General features: G+C 67.7%; 20 protein-coding genes and 4 tRNA genes. 10 read left to right on the forward strand and 14 right to left on the reverse strand.

Features of this window, described 5'->3' with window-relative positions; all coding sequences use genetic code 11:
- Positions 1-1,343: 1,343 nt before the first annotated feature.
- The 3 genes from AWC25_RS13060 to AWC25_RS13070 form a co-directional block, all read right to left on the reverse strand.
- Positions 1,344-1,418: transfer RNA gene (locus tag AWC25_RS13060), tRNA-Val, on the reverse strand.
- Between the two features lie 12 nt (positions 1,419-1,430).
- Positions 1,431-1,504, reverse strand: a tRNA-Cys gene (locus AWC25_RS13065).
- Between the two features lie 30 nt (positions 1,505-1,534).
- A tRNA-Gly gene (locus AWC25_RS13070) sits at positions 1,535-1,607 on the reverse strand.
- A gap of 181 nt (positions 1,608-1,788) precedes the next feature.
- On the opposite strand from AWC25_RS13070, the gene AWC25_RS13075 reads away from it, so the two are divergent.
- Together AWC25_RS13075 and AWC25_RS13080 are read left to right on the forward strand one after the other, a co-directional pair.
- A tRNA-Val gene (locus tag AWC25_RS13075) sits at positions 1,789-1,860 on the forward strand.
- Between the two features lie 126 nt (positions 1,861-1,986).
- Entirely contained in the window at positions 1,987-2,286 is a 300-nt protein-coding gene (locus AWC25_RS13080) for a CDGP domain-containing protein (RefSeq protein ID WP_069402861.1), read from the forward strand.
- Positions 2,287-2,300: 14 nt separating this feature from the next.
- On the opposite strand, the gene AWC25_RS13085 is transcribed toward AWC25_RS13080, so the two are convergent.
- Genes AWC25_RS13085 through AWC25_RS13100 form a run of 4 tightly spaced genes read right to left on the reverse strand, consistent with a single transcriptional unit; the run spans position 2,301 to position 6,382 of the window.
- On the reverse strand, positions 2,301-3,302 hold the full coding sequence (locus AWC25_RS13085; protein ID WP_085166912.1) for a PPE family protein: 1,002 nt from the start codon (positions 3,300-3,302) through the stop codon (positions 2,301-2,303).
- Between the two features lie 15 nt (positions 3,303-3,317).
- Entirely contained in the window at positions 3,318-3,668 is a 351-nt protein-coding gene (locus AWC25_RS13090) for a DUF732 domain-containing protein (protein ID WP_085166913.1), read from the reverse strand.
- A gap of 54 nt (positions 3,669-3,722) precedes the next feature.
- Entirely contained in the window at positions 3,723-5,090 is a 1,368-nt protein-coding gene (locus AWC25_RS13095) for a PPE family protein (RefSeq protein ID WP_085166914.1), read from the reverse strand.
- Positions 5,091-5,104: 14 nt separating this feature from the next.
- On the reverse strand, positions 5,105-6,382 hold the full coding sequence (locus AWC25_RS13100; RefSeq protein WP_085166921.1) for a PPE family protein: 1,278 nt from the start codon (positions 6,380-6,382) through the stop codon (positions 5,105-5,107).
- Positions 6,383-6,932: 550 nt separating this feature from the next.
- Here AWC25_RS13100 and AWC25_RS13105 point away from each other — a divergent pair.
- The gene (locus AWC25_RS13105) at positions 6,933-7,223 is read left to right on the forward strand and encodes a hypothetical protein (protein WP_069402866.1); all 291 of its coding nucleotides are present in this window, start codon (positions 6,933-6,935) and stop codon (positions 7,221-7,223) included.
- 3 nt (positions 7,224-7,226) lie between these two features.
- On the opposite strand, the gene AWC25_RS13110 is transcribed toward AWC25_RS13105, so the two are convergent.
- The 3 genes from AWC25_RS13110 to AWC25_RS13120 all read right to left on the reverse strand — a co-directional run bounded on the left by AWC25_RS13110 (position 7,227) and on the right by AWC25_RS13120 (position 10,866).
- The gene (locus AWC25_RS13110; RefSeq protein ID WP_069402857.1) at positions 7,227-8,027 is read right to left on the reverse strand and encodes an MBL fold metallo-hydrolase; all 801 of its coding nucleotides are present in this window, start codon (positions 8,025-8,027) and stop codon (positions 7,227-7,229) included.
- Positions 8,028-8,148: 121 nt separating this feature from the next.
- A complete protein-coding gene (locus AWC25_RS13115) occupies positions 8,149-9,711 on the reverse strand; it encodes a long-chain-fatty-acid--CoA ligase (protein ID WP_085166915.1) in 1,563 nt (520 codons plus the stop codon).
- A gap of 225 nt (positions 9,712-9,936) precedes the next feature.
- Positions 9,937-10,866, reverse strand: coding sequence for a LysR family transcriptional regulator (locus AWC25_RS13120; protein WP_069402855.1), 930 nt, complete (start codon positions 10,864-10,866; stop codon positions 9,937-9,939).
- Between the two features lie 103 nt (positions 10,867-10,969).
- On the opposite strand from AWC25_RS13120, the gene AWC25_RS13125 reads away from it, so the two are divergent.
- From AWC25_RS13125 to AWC25_RS13135, 3 genes are all read left to right on the forward strand, one after another.
- Positions 10,970-11,758, forward strand: a complete 789-nt coding sequence (locus tag AWC25_RS13125; protein WP_085166916.1) for an SDR family NAD(P)-dependent oxidoreductase — start codon at positions 10,970-10,972, stop codon at positions 11,756-11,758.
- A gap of 17 nt (positions 11,759-11,775) precedes the next feature.
- Positions 11,776-12,708, forward strand: a complete 933-nt coding sequence (locus AWC25_RS13130; protein ID WP_085166917.1) for a catalase family peroxidase — start codon at positions 11,776-11,778, stop codon at positions 12,706-12,708.
- Between the two features lie 62 nt (positions 12,709-12,770).
- Entirely contained in the window at positions 12,771-13,553 is a 783-nt protein-coding gene (locus AWC25_RS13135) for a sulfite exporter TauE/SafE family protein (RefSeq protein WP_069402865.1), read from the forward strand.
- On the opposite strand, the gene AWC25_RS13140 is transcribed toward AWC25_RS13135, so the two are convergent.
- Together AWC25_RS13140 and AWC25_RS13145 are read right to left on the reverse strand one after the other, a co-directional pair.
- Positions 13,554-14,648, reverse strand: coding sequence for a glutamate--cysteine ligase 2 (locus tag AWC25_RS13140; protein ID WP_085166918.1), 1,095 nt, complete (start codon positions 14,646-14,648; stop codon positions 13,554-13,556).
- Positions 14,649-14,701: 53 nt separating this feature from the next.
- Positions 14,702-15,121 (reverse strand): anti-sigma factor antagonist, encoded by a 420-nt coding sequence (locus AWC25_RS13145; RefSeq protein ID WP_372513608.1) that lies wholly within the window; start codon positions 15,119-15,121, stop codon positions 14,702-14,704.
- Between the two features lie 155 nt (positions 15,122-15,276).
- Between AWC25_RS13145 and AWC25_RS13150 the strand changes: the two genes are divergently transcribed.
- The gene (locus tag AWC25_RS13150; protein WP_069402851.1) at positions 15,277-15,897 is read left to right on the forward strand and encodes a TetR/AcrR family transcriptional regulator; all 621 of its coding nucleotides are present in this window, start codon (positions 15,277-15,279) and stop codon (positions 15,895-15,897) included.
- A gap of 5 nt (positions 15,898-15,902) precedes the next feature.
- On the opposite strand, the gene AWC25_RS13155 is transcribed toward AWC25_RS13150, so the two are convergent.
- Together AWC25_RS13155 and AWC25_RS13160 are read right to left on the reverse strand one after the other, a co-directional pair.
- Positions 15,903-16,568, reverse strand: coding sequence for a DedA family protein (locus AWC25_RS13155; protein WP_069402850.1), 666 nt, complete (start codon positions 16,566-16,568; stop codon positions 15,903-15,905).
- Positions 16,565-17,404 (reverse strand): SGNH/GDSL hydrolase family protein, encoded by an 840-nt coding sequence (locus tag AWC25_RS13160; protein WP_244899508.1) that lies wholly within the window; start codon positions 17,402-17,404, stop codon positions 16,565-16,567. The genes AWC25_RS13155 and AWC25_RS13160 overlap by 4 nt, the downstream gene beginning before the upstream one ends.
- Positions 17,405-17,516: 112 nt before the next feature.
- Here AWC25_RS13160 and AWC25_RS13165 point away from each other — a divergent pair, with 112 nt between their 5' ends.
- The 3 genes from AWC25_RS13165 to AWC25_RS13175 are packed head-to-tail and all read left to right on the forward strand — an operon-like array spanning position 17,517 to position 20,432.
- Positions 17,517-19,184 (forward strand): acyl-CoA synthetase, encoded by a 1,668-nt coding sequence (locus AWC25_RS13165; protein ID WP_085166920.1) that lies wholly within the window; start codon positions 17,517-17,519, stop codon positions 19,182-19,184.
- A gap of 2 nt (positions 19,185-19,186) precedes the next feature.
- The gene (locus AWC25_RS13170; RefSeq protein WP_069402848.1) at positions 19,187-20,242 is read left to right on the forward strand and encodes a permease; all 1,056 of its coding nucleotides are present in this window, start codon (positions 19,187-19,189) and stop codon (positions 20,240-20,242) included.
- Between the two features lie 4 nt (positions 20,243-20,246).
- Positions 20,247-20,432 (forward strand): hypothetical protein, encoded by a 186-nt coding sequence (locus AWC25_RS13175; RefSeq protein WP_069402847.1) that lies wholly within the window; start codon positions 20,247-20,249, stop codon positions 20,430-20,432.
- The last annotated feature ends 73 nt before the right edge of the window (positions 20,433-20,505 follow it).

Below are 20,505 nucleotides of genomic sequence, written 5' to 3' on the forward strand. Positions count from 1 at the left end.
CGCCGCAGCACTTGCCAAACAACACCAAATCACCTAGCGTTCAACATGACTCGTTGATCGCAAAGCGTGAACCACGCTAGATCCGAAGTCCACCACTTCCTGGGACACTGTCAAGATTGATATCGGTTTCTATTCAGCCAACGGCTTAGAAACTTCTGAATCATCTGAGCTCATCTTACTTTCTTTGTCCGGCCGCAAATCCTGAAACTTTGGATCATAAACCGATGAAGGGCCGTGCGTGGACTAAACCAGCATTGTCCGCTCTCCGGCCTGACGAAAAAGGACGACTCCCAAGTCGGTTAGCGGGGTTCGTCGTCGTTGGCACCGCTATGTTCCTGACTGGTCCGGTCGTCGAATGCTGCTCCGCCGCAACGAATCACGCACACCACACCAAATGGAAAGGCACTCATATGCCGAATGAAGATGGCTGGGAACCAACCCCGATCGAGCCTGACTCGTCGCTGCTGGTCCGGATGGTCTTCGCGGTGTTCGCGCGACCGTTGCGTTCTCACAATCGGGAGAAGCCGTGAATGTAGGTGTATACGCCGCGCGGTTGTTCTGAGTGATGCAGGGCTGGCCAAGGAAAGCGCGATATCGATCGGCCGAACTCCTCAAGCGGGAACCCAGCGAAGTGCTCAAGCCGACGCATCAATCCGAGCATTTCGGATGGTGCGATTGGAGCACCTTCGCTCGCAAATGTAGATCTTCCACTCCTCGAGCATTGTGAGATGTCGGCCAGGTTCACCGATATCGCCCTCAGGGATCTTGACCGCGGTCATGCCAGCCTTCTGGCAGCAGAGTTGAACGTGCCCACCACCGCTCCACGGTTGTCTCACCGGAGTTGTCGGCGCCGGCCGCAGCCAACCGCGCCCGACAACGCAGAAAGCCAGCGGGGTCATCGCCGTTGATGTCGTCGGAGACGAGCGCGACCGCGGCGGCCTTCGCGTCGTGGCAGGACATACCGGCGAGCGGCCGGCGGACTGGCCGCCGCGGGCGAACGTGCCTTCGACGCTTTAGCGGCCGTGAACTCCTGGAGGATCTCTCGACCGAGCACTCAGCCGACCAAGTCAACCGGCCCTTGCACGATCAGCTAAAGAGCTGCAGCTCCGGGTCAGTCGGACTTTCGGGAACCGTGTAGATATTCATGTGAGGCGCTTGATCCGCGGGGGTGTGAGCTCGTCGGCGAGGTCGTGCGAGGTGGTCGCGTTGTCGTCGTCGTGGATGGTGCTCATGGCAATTTCCACGAGTCGTGATCGCGACCCGCGGTTGCCTACTTCGATCTGGCACATACCAGCATGAAGCCAGATTCGACGCTCAAAATGGCCTATGAGCTGCAAAAACTCTGGTGCGCGATACTGGGATTGAACCAGTGACCTCTTCCGTGTCAGGGAAGCGCTCTCCCGCTGAGCTAATCGCGCCGGAAAGAAAATTGGAGGTGGAGACGGGAATCGAACCCGTGTGCACGGCTTTGCAGGCCGTTGCCTCACCACTCGGCCACTCCACCGCTGAGGGATTGATGCCACTTGCACCTTCGAGCGGATGACGGGATTCGAACCCGCGACCCTCACCTTGGCAAGGTGATGCGCTACCAACTGCGCTACATCCGCGCGCAACGGACGAGATCGTCGCCCGGTGCGAAGCACGACGATAGTCCACCGACGCGGGCGCGCACAAATCTCATGTACGTTGTCGCTCCACGTTATAACGCCGCCCCTGGGCGCGCAGGTGGCGCGTACTGGCGCACAGCGGTTCCGTGCTAGTCTTCGACGTCGTTCGCCTCTCGGCGCCGGTCCCGTGGCTCAGTGGGAGAGCGTCCGCTTCACACGCGGAAGGTCGCTGGTTCGATCCCAGCCGGGACCACAAGCTCACACGGTGCTCGGTACTGCCGGACACCGATTGCCTGGCCCGGGCAACGTCCGGCGCCAGCAAACACCCAACCTGTGCCATCGCCTTCTGATATGTCTTGGTCGGAGGGGGACAGACACCATGAAGACCGTAGTAATTCGCGCGGCCGTGCTCATCGGGGGCGCCATGATCGCGACCGGCCTCGCGCCGGTCGCCGCAGCGGTGCCAGGTGACCCGATGCCCGGCTGCGAGACACAGGTATTTGCCGATTATTGCGACGGACCCATCCGGCCCGACGGGTCGTGGAAACGCTGCCTATTTGCGCACGGACAGTACGGCGGCGGGGCCTACGTTCCGCCCGTGCAGAATTGCTTCATCGTGCCCGGTGTCGATCAGATCCCGCCCACGCCGCTGGGCCAGCCGAACCATCACATCGACTGACGGCAAGCAATCAATCACCCTCGGTGCCATGCCTGCGGGACCGACAGCAGCCCCACCGACACCGCGCGGCCCCGCGCCGCCCACGTCGGGGTGGGCCCGGCGCGGGACACCGTGGCCTCCGCATGATGCATGGCCGCCGTCTTGTTGAGCGAGTTGAGGTGGGTGATGGCGAAATCCCGGGGTGCCGACAGCGAACTCAGTTTGGACAGCGGCGCGGTCGCCGCCGAGAGCGCAGTGTCGAGGGTCGTCAAGGGCGCGGAGACCAGCGCGCCCAGCGCGGCGGGGATGGTGGCGAGGACCTGGGACCCGGTTGCTACCACGTCCGGCGCCGCGGTCAGTGCCCAGCAGCGCGGGCGCGGTTCGCCACCGTCTGTCATTGATGGCGGCGAGCTGAACGGGCTCAATGCCGCGACGGCGGCGGACGCCCGGGCGTAGGCATACATCGCGGCGGCGTCCTGGGCCCACATCTGTTCGTAGTCGGCGTCCACCTCGGCAATGGCCACGCTGGCCTGACCGAGCGGATTGTCGACGGCCAGCGCGCGATTCCGGCGACGATTGGTCGCGATGACATCGGGCGCCACCGTCGCTGCGAACGTCGAATCATGAATGTGTGCAGTAACTTTGGCGCACAGTGCCGCCTGTCGTGCGCGGGCGGCGGTGGCCGACAGCCAGGTCGTGTAGTCCGCCAACCCGCGGGCGATCGGCGCCGCGTCGTGCGCTGTCCAACCCAGTCGCGAGCACACGGCGCCGTACCCGGCGGCCATGTCGGCCAGCTGGGTGGCCAGCCGGTCCCAGGCCTCGGCGGCGGCGCCGAACGATCGCGCACCAGGACCGGAATGCATTCGTGCGGAATGGATTTCGGGCGGCAGGGTGCCGTATTCGGTGGCCGGCCAGAACGGCACCGGGGAGCGGCGTTCAGGCTGCTGTGGCTCGGCACGCGGCTCGGTGTCGAATGTGTCGGTCGGCAGTGCGGCCCCGCGTTGTTGCGCCGGCCGCCGTGAGTCGTTGTCTACCATGCGCGTTCGGGTCGCCTACCCGCTCTTACCGCTCGGCGGCGTCTCGAGTTGGCGCGGGCAGTACGACTTCGCCGATATCGTCGCGAATTGGGCCGCGCCGTTGGTGGTCAGCGCGGGGTTGTTGTCCTTCAGGTCGTTGAGGAGCTGCAAACCGGAGACACCGCGAGAGATCAACCCGCACACGGCTTTACCGGCGCTCACGGCCTGGCCGGGGTCCTGAAAGGTGATGCCCACCTTCTGCAGGTCGGCGAGGAAAATCTCGTTGTTCTCCTCGGTGGGCTCCTCATCCTCGCCCGGTATGGCGTAGGCGGGCGCGGCGACAACGATGCCCAGCGATACGCCAAGGAGCGCTAGCAGCAGTTTCATTGGATACTCCCTTACGACGGTGATTTCTTTCGCCTGCTCTTTCCTGGGTGGCACTCACCCCGACTTGGATTCAGTCCCACCCACCGCGATCTCCTCGCCGTCCGTCACGTGCACGGCGTGCACGCCGGGCGTCGTGGTCAACCGCGCGACGAGATCATCGAGTCCGGCCTCGTCGACGCTCCAGTGCTGCACCATCTCGGGCTGCTCCTGCAGCTGAGCGATGACGCTGTCGAGCTTGACCGGTCCGATACGGCGTTCGCCGGTGATCGCCCGGGTCTGGATGCCGGTCGAGCCGACGACGCGGGCCGCCGGGCTGCCCAGCGCCCCGCCCGCCAGACTGCCCATGGTTGCCTCGTTGACCAGGCTCGCCGGGAAGTCCGCCGCGGCGGCCGCGGCCACGCTCGCGGCCGGCAGCGCGGTCGCCGACAGCCTGATCGCCGGGGTGGCGGTGGCCCAGCTCGGTGGCACCGACAAGTGCCCAACCGTCGGCGCGCTGCCCAGTACCGCCGACACTGGCTTGACCGGGATGGCCGCGGCCACCTTTCCCGGTGAGGCCAGACCGGCGCCGAGCGTCGATTTCGACATGGCCGCGCTCCACGGCGCGTAGATGAAGAAGTTCTTCCACTGTGAGATGCCCAGGCTCGAACTGGCATTGACGACGTTGGTCCACGTCGCCTGGGTGCCGACCTGTCCGATGCTCGAATACAGCACCTCCCAGAACGGCGCCACGTCCGTGCTCCCGGTTGCCCCGCCGATCAGGTCCTGCCAGAACTTGGTGTACTGGCCGCTGAGCGAGGTGAGGTATTCCTCGATCTGCTTCAGCCAGGACGACAACGAGCTCGACTGCGACGTGGCCGCCGCCGCGGCCTGGGTCAGCTGGCCGGTGTCGTTGGTGGTGGCCGGCGCCTCCTCGAACGGCGGCAACTCACCGGCGGCCTGCGACGCGCTGGCATAGCTGAACATGGCGGCCGAGTCGCGGGCCCACATCTCGGCGTAGTCGGCCTCGTTCGCCGCGATCGCCGCGTCGTTTTGACCCAGGATGTTGGTCTGCAGCAATTCGACCAACTCGAGGCGGTTGGCCGCGACCACGATGGGAGGCACGGTGGCCGCCAGGGCTGCCTCGTAGGCACCGGCGGCGGCCTGAGACTGCGCGGCGGTCTGCTCGGCCTGGCCCGCCGTCGCCGACATCCACGCCACATACGGGCCCGCCGCCGCGGCCATCGCCTGCGACGACTCGCCAATCCACGTCTCGTCGACCAGCTCCGAGATCACCGAACCGTAGGCGGCCGCCGCGGCGTGCAACTCGGCGGCCAGCGACTCCCAGGCCGTGGCGGCCGCGAGCAACGGCCCCGCGCCCGGGCCCGAGTAGATCTGGGTGGAGATCATCTCCGGTGGCAGTGCTGCGAAGTCGCTGAAAACCATTGCCGCACCCTCTCTTATTTCGCGTTCGGCGGTATGACGATGACGGTGGACGTGGTCGCGATGTTGTCGGCCGCGACGGTGCCGGGCACCCGGACCGTGGACCCCGCGACGGCGCGGGTCGCGCTCGCGCCGACGGCACGCCCGGCCAGGCTCGACAGCGCCGTTGGGGCGAACATGCCCTGCTGACCGTTGACGGCCATCGCGGGAGCGGCCTCGAGCATCGTCTCGGGCAGCTCGGCAGCGACAGTCCGGATCGCGGGCACTGCCGAGGCCCAGTTGGCCGGCACCGACAACGACCCGACCAAACCGGCGCGCCCCGCGGCGGCCGAGACCGCACCCGGGCCAACCGAATGCACGGCCGCCGCCGCGCCACTGAGTAGGTCGCTGCGCATCAGCGGTGCCAGGACGCCGATGAGTGGCTTGGGGTGCAGCAGGGGTCCGATGCCCTGGATCCCGACTCCGAGGTTCGGGATGCTGACCGCGATCTGGTACCAGTTCTTCATCAGGTTGGCCACCCCGAGCGGGGTGTACGGTCCGGAGATCGTGCCCATCAGGCTGTTGAAGGTCTTCAGGATCCCGGTGATGTCGGTCAGGCCCAACGGAAGCTGAGCGCCGGCCGCCGTCGTGATCGCGTTCGCGTTCACCAAGCCCTGCAGGCCCAGCGGGGCCTGCGAAACCGCCTCGGCGACTTTGGATTGCACGTCGGACGCGACCGACGACTCGAGCGCGGAGGCGACCGCGGCCGATTGACTGCTCTCGGCGTCGCCGTCGGTCGTCGTCGGTGACGCGGCGAACGGGGTCAGCTCGGTGGCGGCGGCCGAGGCGCCGGCGTAGGCGTACATCGCGCCCGCGTCCTGCGCCCACATCTCGGCGTACTCGGCCTCGGTGGCCGCGATCGCCGGTGTGTTCTGACCCAGGATGTTGCCCGCCACCAACGCCGCCAGCAGCGCCCGGTTCGCCGCGACCAGCTGGGGCGGCACCGTGGCGGCGAAAACGGCCTCGAACGCGGCCGCCGCCGCCTTGGCCTGCGCGGCGGTCTGTTCGGCCGCGCCCGCGGTGCTGTTCAGCCACGCGATGTAGGGGACGACCGCGGCGACCATCGATCGCGACGAGGGGCCATACCAGCCGGCGCTGGTCAGTTCGGCGACGACGGAGGCGTACCCGGCGCCCGCCGAACGCAGCTCGGCGGCCAGCCCATCCCAGGCGGCCGCGGCGGCCAGCAACGGACCCGAGCCGGGCCCGGAGTAGATCCTCCCCGAGTTGATCTCTGGCGGTAACGCTCCGAATTCCATTGGCTCATTCACCCCATCCGTGCTGACCACCGGCGCGCGCCCACCGTCGTTGATCCCGATTGGCAACGACGTCGAGCAGCGATTGCCGCTACTTGGTGGTCAGGAGATTAGCCAGGCCTGGCAAAGAAGACGCGGGCCCCCCACCGGCTGCCCCCCGGAACGGCCGCGCGCTTACACCGACGCGATCGCGGCCGTGGAGCAATCTCATCGCCCCCGCGGCCCGTCTACCTCGCACACCCGCCAGCAACGCCATAGTGAACGCAGAGTTAACTCACATAAAACGTAAATTTCTCCTAGGGGAGCTAGCAATTAAAATCTCGTGAGCGGAATCTACGCCCGCGTCAACCGAGGTCGGGGCAGATTCGGAAGCGGTGCGCAAGGTCCGGCGCGGGCGATGAACGGCTCCCCGCGACCCGGGCCGGCCGTCAGCCCGCCACGCCGCCGGCTCCCGGCCAGCAACGTCGGTGGGGATTCGGTGCGGCACCGCCCGGCGAACGGCCGCCGTCGGCGGCGAGAATGGGAGGCACGTGCGACCGTCAAGGAGGCAACGATGAGTAATCACGAGGGCATCGGCACGCTGAAACTCGAATGCCCGCAGAGCCACCCCGTCGGCAGAATCCTCAAGGAAGCCCCGCACCAGCAGGTCGTCTACGACCCCGGTGCCCAGGTCGGCCCGCGCCGGTTCTGGCCGGATGAACAGGACCAGCCGCGGTTCACCACGCGCTGCTCCCAATGTGACCGGCCGGTGGGTGACGCGACCACCACTCTGCAAGACAAGCATCGCAACCTGGTGCTCAACGCCTCGGAGACCAGCGAAGTCGCCACGCTGCCGTTCCTGTAGCGCCTACTTCAGGTCGATCCACTCACCCGGGGCGGCGGTGCGCAGCACCCGCTTGAGGCCGGCCTGGTCGAACGCCGCGGCCACGTCGTGGCCGCCCTCGGTGAAGTGCGCCCAGCCGTCGACGTGGGCCGGTATCACCGTCTGGGCGCCGAGCACTTCGGCCGCCGCCGCCGCGCGGGCCGAGGTCAGCGTTAGCGGACGGCCGCGCTCCTTGCTGGGCACGGTCGCGGCGCCCGCGAACAGCACCGCGACGTCGATGTCGCCGATGCGGTCGGCCACCTCGCCGACCGCGCTCATCGACGCGTTGTCACCGCTGAGGTAAACCGTGGGCAGGCCCGGCCCGTAGAGCACGAAACCGGTCACCTCGCAGTTCACATGACCCTCCATGTCGCGCACGCCGTCAGCGGGACCGTGCACGGCCGGAACTGCTTGCGCCGCAATACGTCCGGGACCGCCCGGCAGGTAATACGACTGCCAGGGCTGCAACCCGACGGCCGAGGATCCCAGCCGCCCCGCGGCGCCGGGATGGGTCACGATCAGCGGAGCGCCCAGCGCCACCCGACGGCCCTCGTCGTCCAGGTTGTCCGGGTGTTGGTCGTGGCTGATCAGCACCACGTCGATCTGGCCGAGGGCATCGGCGCCCACCGCGGGGCCGGTGAGCTTCGTCAGATAGCCGTGCGGACCGGGCGGATCGAAGGTCGGGTCCATCACGATCCGGCGACCCGCGATGTCGATGACTGTTGTGGGGCCCCCCAGCACAGCTATCGCGCAGTCCCGGCGCTGCTCGTCTACTACTTCGGCCATGCCGTTGCCCCTGAATGTGTTTCGCGCAGAATCGATATCGGGTCGAGGAGCAGGCTATAACACAACGGATGCGCGGGCCGCGGCGACGTCGATTTTTCTTATCGGATGCGGATCGTCGCCGTCACACCTTGCGGGCCCGGTCCTGCCAATAGGGTTCGCGGAGCTGGTTTTTCAGGATCTTGCCGCTGGCATTGCGGGGCAACTCGTCGACGAAGTCGACCGTGCGGGGGCACTTGTAGCTGGCCAGGTGGGCGCGGCAGAACTCGATGATCTCGGTGGACGAGACCGGTGCACTGGTCACCACGATGGCCTTGACGGACTCTCCCCAGTGCTCGTCGGGGACGCCGATGATCGCGGCATCGGTGATCTGCGGGTGCTCCTGCAGCACGCTTTCCACCTCGGGCCCGTACACGTTCTCGCCGCCGGTGATGATCATGTCTTTGAGCCGGTCTTCGATGAACAGATAGCCCTCGGCGTCGACGCGCCCGATGTCGCCGGTGCGCAGCCAATCGCCGGCGGTGATGGTCTCGGCGGTTGCCTCGGGCCGGTTCAGGTAGCCGACCATGCGCTGATCGCTGCGCACCCAGATCTCGCCGGCCTCCCCGTTGGGGACCTGTTCGCCGGACTCGGGATCCACGATGCGAATTTCGTTGCCCCGGGCTGCCTTTCCCGCCGACATCAGCAGCTCCGGACGGTCCGAATTGCGGTGGTCTTCGGCGTTGAGAGCGGTGATCGCCCCACACAGCTCGGTCTGGCCGTACACCTGGATGAAATTGATCTGCGGCCAGGCCTGCAGCGCTCGCTGCAACAACGGCAGCGGCATCGGCGCGGCGCCGTATACCAGATAGCGCAGACCCGACAGCGCACCGATCCCGGCCTCCCCGGCGTCGAGAAACCGGGCGATCACCGGCGGCACCAAAAAGGCATGTGTCGCACCGTTTTTCACGGCCCCGATCAAGGTGGCGGCGTCGGGCTCGCGAGTCAGGTATGTCGGTACGCCCGCACGGATACCGAAGAACGCATACGCGATCCCGCCCACGTGGAACAGGGGCATGGCGACCAGGTTCGCGTCGCCTTCGGTGAACGGAAATGGCTCAGAGAGGTTGACGATGTGGTTGACCAGCGCGCGCTGCGTCAGCAGGACCCCCTTCGGGCGTCCGGTGGTGCCCGAGCTGTAGATCGTCAGGGCGGTGTCGGTGTCGGCGACGTCGGGATCGGGGCCGATCGGCTCCGCCGCCGCGAGCAGCGCTTCATATTCGTCGTCGGTGCCGCCGACTACGACAATGCGCTCCACGCCGGGTGTTTTGGCACGGATGGCGTCGAGGGCGGGTCGCAGCTCGGCGCCCACCAGAAGCACCCGGGCGCCGCTGTCGTTGAGCACGTGCACGAGTTCGTCGCCGATGACCCGCCAGTTCACGATCGTGGCCACCGCGCCGATCGAGGTGGCCGCCAGCAGGGTTTCCAGGCACGCCGGGTGGTTCTTGTCCAAAAACGCCACCACCTGACCACGCTGCACGCCCGCGTCCCGCAACAGGCCGGCGGTTCGACGAATCCGTGCGGCCCACTGCGCCCACGACCACTGCTGCCCGCCGTAGTGCAGGGCGATGTCGTCGGGCCGGCGCGCCGCGTGCAGCTCGACCATTCCGACGAGCGTCTGCGTCGTGCCGACGTCGGTTGCTGGCATGGGTCCTCCACTCTAGAAGCCCGGATTCGGCGAGTTCAGTCAGATTAAGGTTCGCCACCTTGTTTACCACCAAGGCCGGTGCGAGCGGGCGCCTTCTGACTGAGAGCGAAACGGTCCTAGCGGAATTTGCGGTGCGCACGAACGATCCCGGTGCTGGCGTCAGGCGGTGCCGGTCCGCAATATATTGCGCGACAATAGTATTAGCGGTATTAGCTCAAGCCTCGATCAGGCGGTCGCCAACGTGATTCTGGTCCGGTACGGGTCGGTGAACGGCAGCCAGGCCTCGTCGAGGTCGGGGATCTCGGCGTCGGCCGTCAGCGCATCGATTACGGCACGTACGGTTTCGCGGTTCTCGTTGCGGCGCCACACCAGCGACCACGTCCAAAACGGAGTGGGTCCGGTGATGGGGCGCTGCACCAGGTCTGCGGGCACCGCGGCGCTCTGCGCCTTCGGCGAGCACAGTACCGGACGGCCCAGGCGCCGAACGTGTTCGAAAAACATCGGCGCGGCCAGGCCGCCGTCGCTGATGCGCACCGTGCGAGCCCCAGTCTCTCTGGCGAATTGCTCGCCGTACCGATTCCAGGAGAACCAGCTGCCGGAGTCGGCGTCCAGTAGCACGATGGTCTCGGATGCCTGCACCGGTGAGGCATCCGAGCCGACACTGACCGCATGCAGTTGGTGGGCGCCGATCAGATGTGCGTTCAGGCCATGCCGATCCAGGTCCGGTGACCGCACCCCGCAGATTGCCAGGTCGACGCCGCCCTCGGCCACGCGTGCGACCTGGGCGTGCGACGGCAGCACCCAGGTGTCGATGTGCACCTTGGCCACTGCCGCGGTCCGGTCGGCTAGATCCGCAGGCAACCAGTGCGCATAGCCGACCCGGACCGGCTCGGCCAGCGACAGCCCAATTGCCGACCGGCGCAACTGATCTGCCTGATCTAGCAGGATGCGAGCCGACGGGAGCAGCGCCGCACCGGTCGCAGTCAGGGTCACCGAGCGGCGATCGCGGTCGAACAGGCGCACCCGAAGATCGCGCTCGAGAACCTTGATCTGCTGTGAAAGCGACGGTCCGGCAATGCATAACCGCTTGGCCGCCCGCCCGAAGTTCAGCTCTTCGGCGACTGCAACGAAATAACGAAGGTGACGCAACTCCACGTCGAGAATGCTAATGCGGCACTAGGAGCCGTGGCCTCACAGAATCGCATTGACAACATGTGTAACCATTGCTGAGCAAATCCGGCAGTGGAGGAATTAGTAGATGGTCGCCGTTGATCGTGCCCACGCCCGCACGTTCGTCGTGACGGGAGCCGCCTCGGGTATCGGTCTGGCCACGGCGCGCCGCCTGCTGGCCGACGGCGCGACCGTCATCGGCACCGACGTGCACACTCCGCCCGATTTGGGCTCCGAGTTTCACCGGGTTACGGCCGACGTCACCGATGAAGGCGCAGTGCAAGCCGTGTTCGCGGCGGCGCCCGAACGCCTTGACGGGGTCTTTCACGCCGCGGGCGTCGCGGGCGGCGGACCGGTGCATCTGCTGGAGCGGGCGGAGTGGGACCGAGTGATCGGGATCAATCTCACCGGCACCTTCCTGGTGGCAAAGGCGGCGCTGGCGAAAATGATCGGACAGGAGCGTGTCGACGGCGAACGCGGTTCGATCGTCACGGTGGCCAGCATCGAGGGATTGGAGGGCACCGCGGGCGGCAGTTCCTACAACGCCGCAAAGGGCGGAGTTGTGCTGCTGACTAAGAACATTGCCCTCGATTACGGTCCGAGCGGTATCCGGGCCAACGTCGTCTGTCCCGGTTTCATCGACACGCCGATGGCGCAGAGCGTGTTCGGCCTGCCCGGCATGGAGGGTCCGCTGGCCTCGATCACCGCGGAGCACGCCCTGCAGCGGCTCGGCCGTGCCGACGAGGTCGCCGCCGTGGCCGCGTTCCTGTTGTCGCGCGACGCGTCGTTCGTCAGCGGCCAGGCCGTCGCCGTCGACGGAGGCTATACCGCCGGTCGCGATCACGGTGTGGTTAAACTCTTCGGCTTTCCGACCTAGCGCCCTAGGATTCGCCCATGGTGACTCCTGACGACGCGATCGAGGCGATTCGAGGTACCGGGGGAGCGCAGCCGGGTGCTCGCGCCTTGCACGCGAAAGGGACGCTGTATCGGGGCACGTTCACTGCCGGCCCCGGCGCCGCGGAACTGTCCCGCGCGAAACATCTCAGTGGCTCGGCGGTGCCGGCACTGGTCCGTTTCTCCAACGGCTCCGGCGACCCGGCACAAGCCGACGGCGCGCCCGGTGTGCGCGGCATGGCGGTCAAGCTCACCCTGCCCGACGGCACCACCACCGACGTATCGACCCAGACCGCCCGGCTGTTCGTGTCCGCGCGACCGGAGGGCTTCGTCGAGCTACTCAAGGCGACGCGACCGGGGCCGACGATGCCGCTGCGGCTGGCCAAGTACTTCCTCACCCATCCGCGGGCGCTCCGGGCGTTGCCAGTGCTGCGCGACGCTAACAAGGTGCCGACCAGCTACGCCACCATCGAATACCATGGCCTGCATGCCTTTCGCTGGGTCGGCGCCGACGGCAACGCGAGATTCGTTCGCTACCATATGATTCCGGCCGCCGGTGTGAGCTATTTGTCCGGCGCGCTGGCACCGGATCTGAGTCCGGACTTTTTGACCGAGGAGCTCAATACTCGTCTGGCACAAGGGCCCGTCGCGTTTGACTACCGCGTGCAGATCGCCGGTCCGCGGGATTCGACCGTCGACCCGTCGGCGCCGTGGCGCAGCACCGAGACGGTCACCGTCGGCAAGCTGGAAATCACCGGACCGGACACCGAACGCGAACATGGCGGCGACATCGTGGTCTTCGACCCGATGCGCGTCACCGACGGCATCGAACCCTCCGACGACCCGGTGCTGCGCTTCCGCAGCCTCGTGTACTCGGCCTCGGTGCAGCTGCGCACCGGTGTGGCCCGCGGCTCCGAAGCGCCGCCGGTCTGACGAAAAGGCGCTCAGCTGCGCGATTGTCGGCGACTTTGCGGACCCGACTAGTGTTTTTCAAAGTGTTGGCTTCGCACGTCGTTTACATCGGCTTGGCCGGGTTCGCCGCCGGCTTCATCAACGCACTCGTCGGATCGGGCACCTTGATCACCTTCCCGACGCTGGTCGCGTTGGGCTATCCGCCGGTGGTTTCGACCATGTCGAACGCCGTGGGTGTGGTTGCCGGCGGCGTCTCGGGGACCTGGGGGTACCGGACCGAGCTGGACGGCCAGTGGGGCAGGCTGCGCTGGCAGGTCCCGGCATCGGTGGCCGGTGCGGTGCTCGGCGCCTTCTTGCTGCTGCATCTGCCCGAGACGGTGTTCATCATGGTGGTGCCGGTGCTACTGGTGTCGGCCCTGGTGCTGGTGGTGGCGGGGCCGCGGATCCAGTCCTGGGCACGCCGGCGGGCCGAAGCCCGGGGCCGTTCGTCCGACCACGTGTCACCGGCGCGGACGGCGGTACTGGTGCTGGCCACCTTCGCCGTCGGTGTCTACGGCGGCTATTTCACCGCGGCGCAAGGCATTTTGTTCGTCGGCATCATGGGCGCGCTGCTGCCCGAATCGATCCAGCGCATGAACGCGGCCAAGAATCTGTTGGCGTTGGTGGTCAATATCGTTGCGGCCGTTGGCTATACGTTGGTCGCGTTCGATCGGATCAGTTGGCCGGTCGCCGGCATCATCGCGGCCACCTCGCTGGTGGGCGGCTGGATCGGCGCCCGCTACGGGCGCCGGCTGTCGCCCAACGCCTTGCGGTTCACCATCGTGGTGGTCGGCGCGGTGGGGCTATATCGCCTGTTCGCGGTGTAGTCACCATTGGGTGGCCCGCGCGGCGTCCGCGATGACATCGAGCATGTCACCGCGCTGCTGCCAGGCCCGGCGCTGGCGCATGGCGCCGTTGCCCTCGGCCAGCAGGCGGTCGAGTTCGGCGGTGACGCGGTCGTATTCGTCGAGTTGCTCCAGCGCCGGGCGTACCTTGTGCACCAGCGCATCCAGCTGCCGACGCGCCGGAACGGCGCCGTAGTCGTGCACCGAATCGAGCAACTGGCCGGCCAGGCCGTCGTGGGCGGCCTTCCAGTACGCGGCGCGCAGTGCCGCCGGCGGTAGCCGGCCGCCGTCGTCGCCGCGGCCCAGCGAATCCAGCGCCGTCATCACGGCGGCCCGGATCAAGGTGGCCAGCAACACCGTTTCGTCGACGGTCGCGGGTACGTCGGCCACCCGCACCTCGACCGTCGGGAAGTTCGACGACGGCCGCACGTCCCAATAGATCATCTTCCGATCGAGGATCACGCCGCTGTCGATCAGCATGCGCACGGTGTTGTCGTACTGCTCGGGGGAGGCGAAGAACGGCGGCGCACCGGCCACCGGCCAGCGCCGCCAGAGGATGCTACGCCAACTTGCGTAGCCGGTGTCGGTATTGCGGTACAGCGCAGAATTCGCCGATAGCGCAAGCAAACTCGGCAGCCACGGCCGCAGCCAGTTGCTGACCTTGACAGCGGCCGCACGGCCGGGTACCTCGACGTGCACGTGGCAGCCGCAGATGCCCTGCTCGTGGGCAACCATTCCGTACTCGGCGCCGATCCGCTGGTAGCGCTCGGTGTCGGTGACCGGGAACTGGTGTGGGGTGACCGGCGGCAGGCCCAGCGCCAGCAGCCGAACCCCGCTGGCCTCGGCGGCCTGCGCCGCGGTACGCCGCAGGCTGCGCAGCTGTTCGCCCAGCTCCGTGCTGGACGTGGCCACCTTCGAGGTGGTTTCGACCTGGCAGCTGCTCAGCTCCAGCTGCAGGTCGACGCCTTGCCGCTGGGCGTGCGCCGCCACCTCGTCGTTGCGCGGAGCGGGTTCGCCGGTCTCGGGGTCAACGAGAAGAAATTCTTCCTCCACGCCGAAGCTGGGTATCTGATGCATCCAGCCCAATCAACCTTTCGATCCGGCGCGGCGACTGTGACGCAGCGTGGGCGCTAACGCGCCAGTGCGGAGTCGACGGTCGGGTAGATCGGCAGCTTGGTGCCGAGGCCACAGGCGTCGACCAGCCGGGTAACCACCCGCTGCGGGCTGACCAGCCGCAGTTCGACCCCCCGCAGGCGGCAGTCGTCGGCCTGTTCGGCCAGGACGGCCAGCGCGCAGCAGGCCATGAAATCAAGACCGGTGACGTCGACGACCAGCGGTCCCGGCGCGTCGACGGCGCGGGCCGCCTCGCCGACCAGATGGCGCCACGTGGTCTCGTTGCAGGCATCGACTTCGCCGCCGGCATAGATGACGACCGCGGCGCCGCGGCGGTCGGTGGTGGCGCGCAGGGTGCTGTGCGGGTCGCCGAGCTCGTAGACCAGCCGGGTGCTGAGCATCAGCGGTGGACTCGAAGCGGTGAGTGTTGTTGTCATGGTGGACTCCTGATCGACCGGCGCCGTCGGCGCCGGGATGGATGTCCGTCCTGGGGTCTGAAGACAGACTTTCCGCGAGAGTGCGGATCTCCTTTGTATAACGAGACAGGGCGGTCTGTCTACATGTGCCGGTTAAGCGTAGCGTAAGCACAAATATGACCACTCCCGACGTCGCGCCGGCCGCGCCCGCCGCCCGTGAACGGATCCTCGCCGCCGCATATGAGCTGTTCAGCCGGCGTGGCATCCGTGCGGTCGGCACCGACGAGGTGATCGAGCGCGCCGGGGTGGCCAGGGCGACCTTGTACCGGCATTTCGCCACGAAAAACGACCTGGTGCTGGCCGTGTTGCAGCGTCGCGAGCAGGTCTGGACGCACGGGTTGATCGAGGCGCAGTCGGAACGCCGCGGCAGCGCTCCCGAACAGCAGCTGCTGGCGATCTTCGACGTGATGGACGAGTGGTTTGCGCACCGCGACGGCTACGAGGGCTGCTCGTTCATCAACGTGCTGCTCGAGTTGGGCCCCGATCACCCCGCCGGGCAGGCCTGCATCGCACACATCGACCGGGTGCGCGGCATCGTGCGCCGCCGTGCGCTCGCGGCGGGCCTCACCAACGTCGAGGACTTCGCCTCGTCCTGGCACATCCTGATGAAGGGCGCCATCGTCCTGGCCGCCGTCGGCGACCTGCACGCCGCCCGGCGCGCCCAGAAGATGGCGGCGGCGTTGATCGAGCAGCACCGCCCGGTCACCGTCGCCCAGCTCGGCGAGGCGGCCGGTTAGCGCCGTCAGACGGCGTCGGCCGCGGTGGTTCCGGATTTGCGCTCGTGTTCGGCCTCGAGTTCGGCGATCGCGCGAGAGGTCCGCTCCCGCAGCAGCAGGGCCGCGGTGCCGCCGATCACGATCGCGATCACGAGCGCGATCCAGGAGAACCGCTCCAGCCATCGTTCGGCGGCGATCCCGGCGAAGTAGACCACCGCGGTGGTGCCGCCCGCCCAACAGATGGCACCGGACACGTTGGCCGCCAGGAACCGCTGATAGTGCATTTTCAACGCGCCGGCAAGCGGCCCCGCGAAGATCCGCAGCAGCGCGATGAAGCGGCCGAAGAACACCGCGCGGATTCCCCAGCGGTCGAACAGGCGCTCGGCCAGCATCACGTGCCCCGGGCCGAAGTGCCGGGGGAAGCGTCGGCCCAGCTTCTCGAAGAGCGACATGCCGAACCGGCGCCCGATCGAGTAGCCGATCGAATCGCCCACCACCGCGCCGATCACCGCGGCGGCGCCGACGCCGACCGGGTTGACGGCGAGGTCGTGGTGCGACGACATCAGCGCCGCGCTGACCAGAATGATCTCGCCGGGAAGCGGCACGCCGAGGCTCTCCAACCCGACCACACCCGCGACCACGAGGTACACCGCGAGCGGCGGGATGGACTGCAGCAAAGCCTCCGCGTTCATGGGTCAAGGATGCCTGACCGGTGCGGGCTGCGCGCTGCGATGTCTGCCCTCGCGGGTGCCAGGGGCGCCAACTGCGGACGCTTGGGCGACCGCCCGTCGGCCGCCGACAACCCCCGCATCCGCCGCCACACCCACGGAAAGAAGTTGTCCTGCGTCCAGCGCAGCCGGCCGTAGCCGCCGTCGGCGATGGACAGCTCCGTGGGGTCGGGGTGCGCCGCAGCCCAATCATGGCTGCTGCCCGGAAGATTGAGGGCTTCGGCCGCCGCGGCCGCGAACAGGATGTGGCCCTTGGGGGAGGCGTGCACGCGGTCGAAGCTCCACGTGTCCCAGTCGCGCATCGAGGCCGCGTTGTACAGGTCGACCAGCCGGAAGTCGTACCGTCGGGCGGCGACGGTGATCGCGTTGTTGATCCGGGCCAGCCGCTTGGCCACGATGCGTCCGAACGGCAGGAACTGCGCGACGTTCGGGAAGGTGGTGGTCACCACCGTCGCACCCGATCGGGCGAGCGCCGCATAGACGTAATCCAGCTCCGCCAGGGCCCGGGGAAACGACCGCCCGGGCTGGATGACGTCGTTCATCCCGGCGCACACGGTAATCAGATCCGGCTTCATCGCCAACGCCTGCGGCACCTGCTCGGTCAGCACCTCGCCCAGCCGCTTGCCGCGCAACGCCAGGTTGGCGTACAGCAGTCCGGGGTACAGCGCGTCGAGCATCTCGGCCAGCCGGTCGGCGAACCCCTGCAGACCGACGATGTCGTCGCCGTCCCAGAGACCTTCGGTTTGGCTGTCGCCGATGGCAACGTACCGGGAGTATCGGGCCTGACGAACGCCGCGCACGATGCCGAGACTAATCCCGATTCGAATCCGGATGCGTGAGGCGGGCCACCGAAATAACTGTTGTAGCGTGGCTTTCGCCGCGCCCATCGGCGGGCCGGCACCAGGAGAATCGATGGAATTCAATCTCGCCCAAGTGTTTTCGGCAGTGGCCGCGGCCAACCCCGACCGCGACTGCATCGTCTTCGGACACCGACGATTCACTTTCTCGCAAACTGAGCGACGCGCCCGGCGATTCGCCCGCGCGCTGAACTCCTGGGGACTCGGCGCACGTCGGGAACGTAGCGAGCTCGCACCACACGAATCGGGGCAGAGTCACCTCGGGGTGTACCTGGCTAACTGCAACGAGTTCCTCGAGGCCATGCTCGGTGCGTACTTCGCGCGGGTGGCCCCGTTCAACGTCAACTACCGCTACGTCGCGGACGAACTGATCTATCTGCTGGACAATGCCGGCGCGGAGGCGGTGATCTACCAGGCCCGCTTCGCCCCGACGCTGGCCGAGGCGCTGGCCCGCTCCGGGCTGCCCACGATGCGGTTGATCCACGTGGACGACGAGTCCGGCAATGATCCGGTGCCGGGCGCGGTGCGCTACGAGGAACTGCTGGCGTCGAGCTCCGAGGAGCCGCTGGACCTCGTCCCGTCACCGGATGATCTCTACGTGCTCTACACCGGCGGCACCACCGGGATGCCCAAGGCGGTGCTGTGGCGCCAGCACGACATCTACCTCAACGCCATGGGCGGACGCGCCTTTGGCAGCGGCGAGACGGTGACCAGCCTGGAGGAGATCGTCGAGCGGTCGCGGGTGGCGGCGCCCGGTTCGATGACCTGTGCGCCGCTGATGCACGGCGCCGCGCAGTGGGCGGCGTTCATCAGCCTGTGCGGCGGGCGGCCGTTCGTGATGGCCCCGACGACCACCCATTTCGACCCGGCCGAAGCGTGGGCGCTGGCCAGCCGGGAGCGGGTGGCCTCGTTGTCGTTCGTCGGCGACGCCTTCGGCCGGCCGCTGCTCGATGCGCTCGAGGCCGGCGACTACGACCTGTCCGGGCTGCTCGGGGTGGTCACCGGGGGAGCGGCGCTGAGCGCACCGCTCAAGCAGCGCTTCGTCGAGCTGCTGCCGCAGTTGACCATCCTGGACGCGGGCGGCTCGTCGGAGTCGGGCGCCCAGATGGGCCAGGTGTGCAGCCGGCAGCAGGGACCAAACGGCAGGTTCGCCCCGAACCCCGGCGCGGTGGTGGTCAGCGCGGACCTGAACCGGATCCTGTCGCCGGGCGACGACGAGATCGGGTGGCTGGCCCAGCAGGGCCTGATACCGCTGGGGTACCTCGGCGATCCGGAGAAGACCGCCCGCACCTTCCCGGTGATCGAGGGCATCCGCCATTCGGTGCCCGGCGATCGCGCGCGCTGGCACGCCGACGGCCAGATCGAGCTGCTGGGCCGGGACGCGGTGACCATCAACTCCGGCGGTGAGAAGATCTTCGCCGAGGAGGTGGAGGCCGCGATCGCCGAGCATCCCGCGGTCTACGACGTGGTAGTGACGAGCCGGCCCAGCACGCGGTGGACCAACGAGGTCGTCGCGGTTGTGGCGCTGGCCGACGGTGCGGGTGCCTGCGGACCGGACGTCGACGAGGACGTCATGGCCGCGGACATCATCGCCGAGGCGGCCCGTCACCTGGCGCGCTACAAGCTGCCCAAGGCGATCGTCTTTCGCGATCGGCTGCAACGCTCACCGTCCGGCAAGGCCGACTATCGGTGGGCGAAAGAGCAAGCAGCACAAGGAATTTGAACATGACACCGAATTCCGTGCGGGCGCGCCGCGCGAACCTTGCGCTGGGTGTGCTGCTCGCGCTGAGTGTGTTCGTGGTCGGGTTGCTGTGGGCGAAGTGGGCGCCGTACCTGTCCAAGGCGCTCACCGCCCAGCGGACGCACCGCTGGTCGGGGTCGAGCATTCTCACCGCCGGCGGCGTGCGTGCCGGCGACGCTCCGAGCTGGCGCGCCGCCACGACGTTCTTTCATGCGTACTTTTTGTCGATCTGGCCCGCGCTGGTGGTGGCGCTGCTGATCAGCGCCTCGGTGCAGGCCCTGGTGCCGCGGTCGTGGCTGCCGCGCCTGCTGAACCGGCGGGGGCTGATCACCAGCGGACTGGCGGGCGGAGCCGCGAGCCTGCCGTCGATGATGTGCACCTGTTGTGCCGCTCCGGTCGCGGTGACGTTGCGGCGGGGCGGCGTCACCCGCGCCGCCGCGATGGCGTACTGGCTCGGGAATCCGTTGCTGAATCCCGCGGTGCTGGTGTTCCTGCTTTTCGTCGCGCCGTGGCAATGGGCGCTGACCCGGGCGGTCATCGGCATCGCCACGGTGATCGGCGTCGCGATGGCGGTGGGACTGGTCACGGGCGGGGCCGCGCCGCGGTCCGACGCGATCGCGCCATCCAGTGACGAATCGCGTGGTGCGCCACAAAGATTCGTGCGTGCGCTGACGTGTCTGTGCCTGATCCTGTTGCCCGAGTACGCAATCCTGGTACTGGCCGTCGGGACGTTTCGCGGCTGGTTACTGCGCCTCGCCGCACCGTCGCACCAGGGCCTGCTGATCGCGGTGCTCGCCGCCATCGTCGGCACACTGATCGTCATCCCCACCGCCGCGGAGATTCCGATCCTGCAAAGCCTGGCGCTGCTGGGCGTTTCGTCGGGCACGCTCGGCGCGCTGCTGATCACCCTTCCGGCCATCAGCGTGCCCGGCGCCGCGATGGTGGCCCGCAGCTTCGGCTGGAAAGCCATCGCGACCGCGACCACGGTGGTGATCGCGGCGGGCGTACTGGGCGCTGCGGTGCTCAGCGCACTACCGTGAATCCATGCAGCCGCAGTACCCCATCGAATCGGTCGATAACGCGCTCAAGTTACTGCTGCTGGGCGAGCTGGCCCCGCCGGAGTTGCGCCGGCTGCTGCCGGACGAGCACCTGGAACGCCTCACCGCCCGGTCGGTCGGCAGCCGCACCGAGTCGGAGACCGAACTCGCCCGCATCCGCGAGCGGGGCTAGGAGTCTGCTGAATTAATTCCGCGTGGCGGGCGTGGTCGTCTTGGGGTTTTCGCCGATGATTGGTGGGTGCGGG

The sequence above is a fragment of the Mycobacterium sherrisii genome, from assembly GCF_002102355.1.
Taxonomy (GTDB): Bacteria; Actinomycetota; Actinomycetes; order Mycobacteriales; family Mycobacteriaceae; genus Mycobacterium; species Mycobacterium sherrisii.

Coding starts and splice junctions, on each gene's coding strand:
- AWC25_RS13080 (WP_069402861.1), top strand. CDS start 1,987: ATGAAGACCGTAGTAATTCGCGCGGCCGTGCTCATCGGGGGCGCCATG.
- AWC25_RS13085 (WP_085166912.1), bottom strand. CDS start 3,302: ATGGTAGACAACGACTCACGGCGGCCGGCGCAACAACGCGGGGCCGCA.
- AWC25_RS13090 (WP_085166913.1), bottom strand. CDS start 3,668: ATGAAACTGCTGCTAGCGCTCCTTGGCGTATCGCTGGGCATCGTTGTC.
- AWC25_RS13095 (WP_085166914.1), bottom strand. CDS start 5,090: ATGGTTTTCAGCGACTTCGCAGCACTGCCACCGGAGATGATCTCCACC.
- AWC25_RS13100 (WP_085166921.1), bottom strand. CDS start 6,382: ATGGAATTCGGAGCGTTACCGCCAGAGATCAACTCGGGGAGGATCTAC.
- AWC25_RS13105 (WP_069402866.1), top strand. CDS start 6,933: ATGAGTAATCACGAGGGCATCGGCACGCTGAAACTCGAATGCCCGCAG.
- AWC25_RS13110 (WP_069402857.1), bottom strand. CDS start 8,027: ATGGCCGAAGTAGTAGACGAGCAGCGCCGGGACTGCGCGATAGCTGTG.
- AWC25_RS13115 (WP_085166915.1), bottom strand. CDS start 9,711: ATGCCAGCAACCGACGTCGGCACGACGCAGACGCTCGTCGGAATGGTC.
- AWC25_RS13125 (WP_085166916.1), top strand. CDS start 10,970: ATGGTCGCCGTTGATCGTGCCCACGCCCGCACGTTCGTCGTGACGGGA.
- AWC25_RS13130 (WP_085166917.1), top strand. CDS start 11,776: ATGGTGACTCCTGACGACGCGATCGAGGCGATTCGAGGTACCGGGGGA.
- AWC25_RS13140 (WP_085166918.1), bottom strand. CDS start 14,648: ATGCATCAGATACCCAGCTTCGGCGTGGAGGAAGAATTTCTTCTCGTT.
- AWC25_RS13145 (WP_372513608.1), bottom strand. CDS start 15,121: ATGACAACAACACTCACCGCTTCGAGTCCACCGCTGATGCTCAGCACC.
- AWC25_RS13150 (WP_069402851.1), top strand. CDS start 15,277: ATGACCACTCCCGACGTCGCGCCGGCCGCGCCCGCCGCCCGTGAACGG.
- AWC25_RS13155 (WP_069402850.1), bottom strand. CDS start 16,568: ATGAACGCGGAGGCTTTGCTGCAGTCCATCCCGCCGCTCGCGGTGTAC.
- AWC25_RS13165 (WP_085166920.1), top strand. CDS start 17,517: ATGGAATTCAATCTCGCCCAAGTGTTTTCGGCAGTGGCCGCGGCCAAC.
- AWC25_RS13170 (WP_069402848.1), top strand. CDS start 19,187: ATGACACCGAATTCCGTGCGGGCGCGCCGCGCGAACCTTGCGCTGGGT.
- AWC25_RS13175 (WP_069402847.1), top strand. CDS start 20,247: ATGCAGCCGCAGTACCCCATCGAATCGGTCGATAACGCGCTCAAGTTA.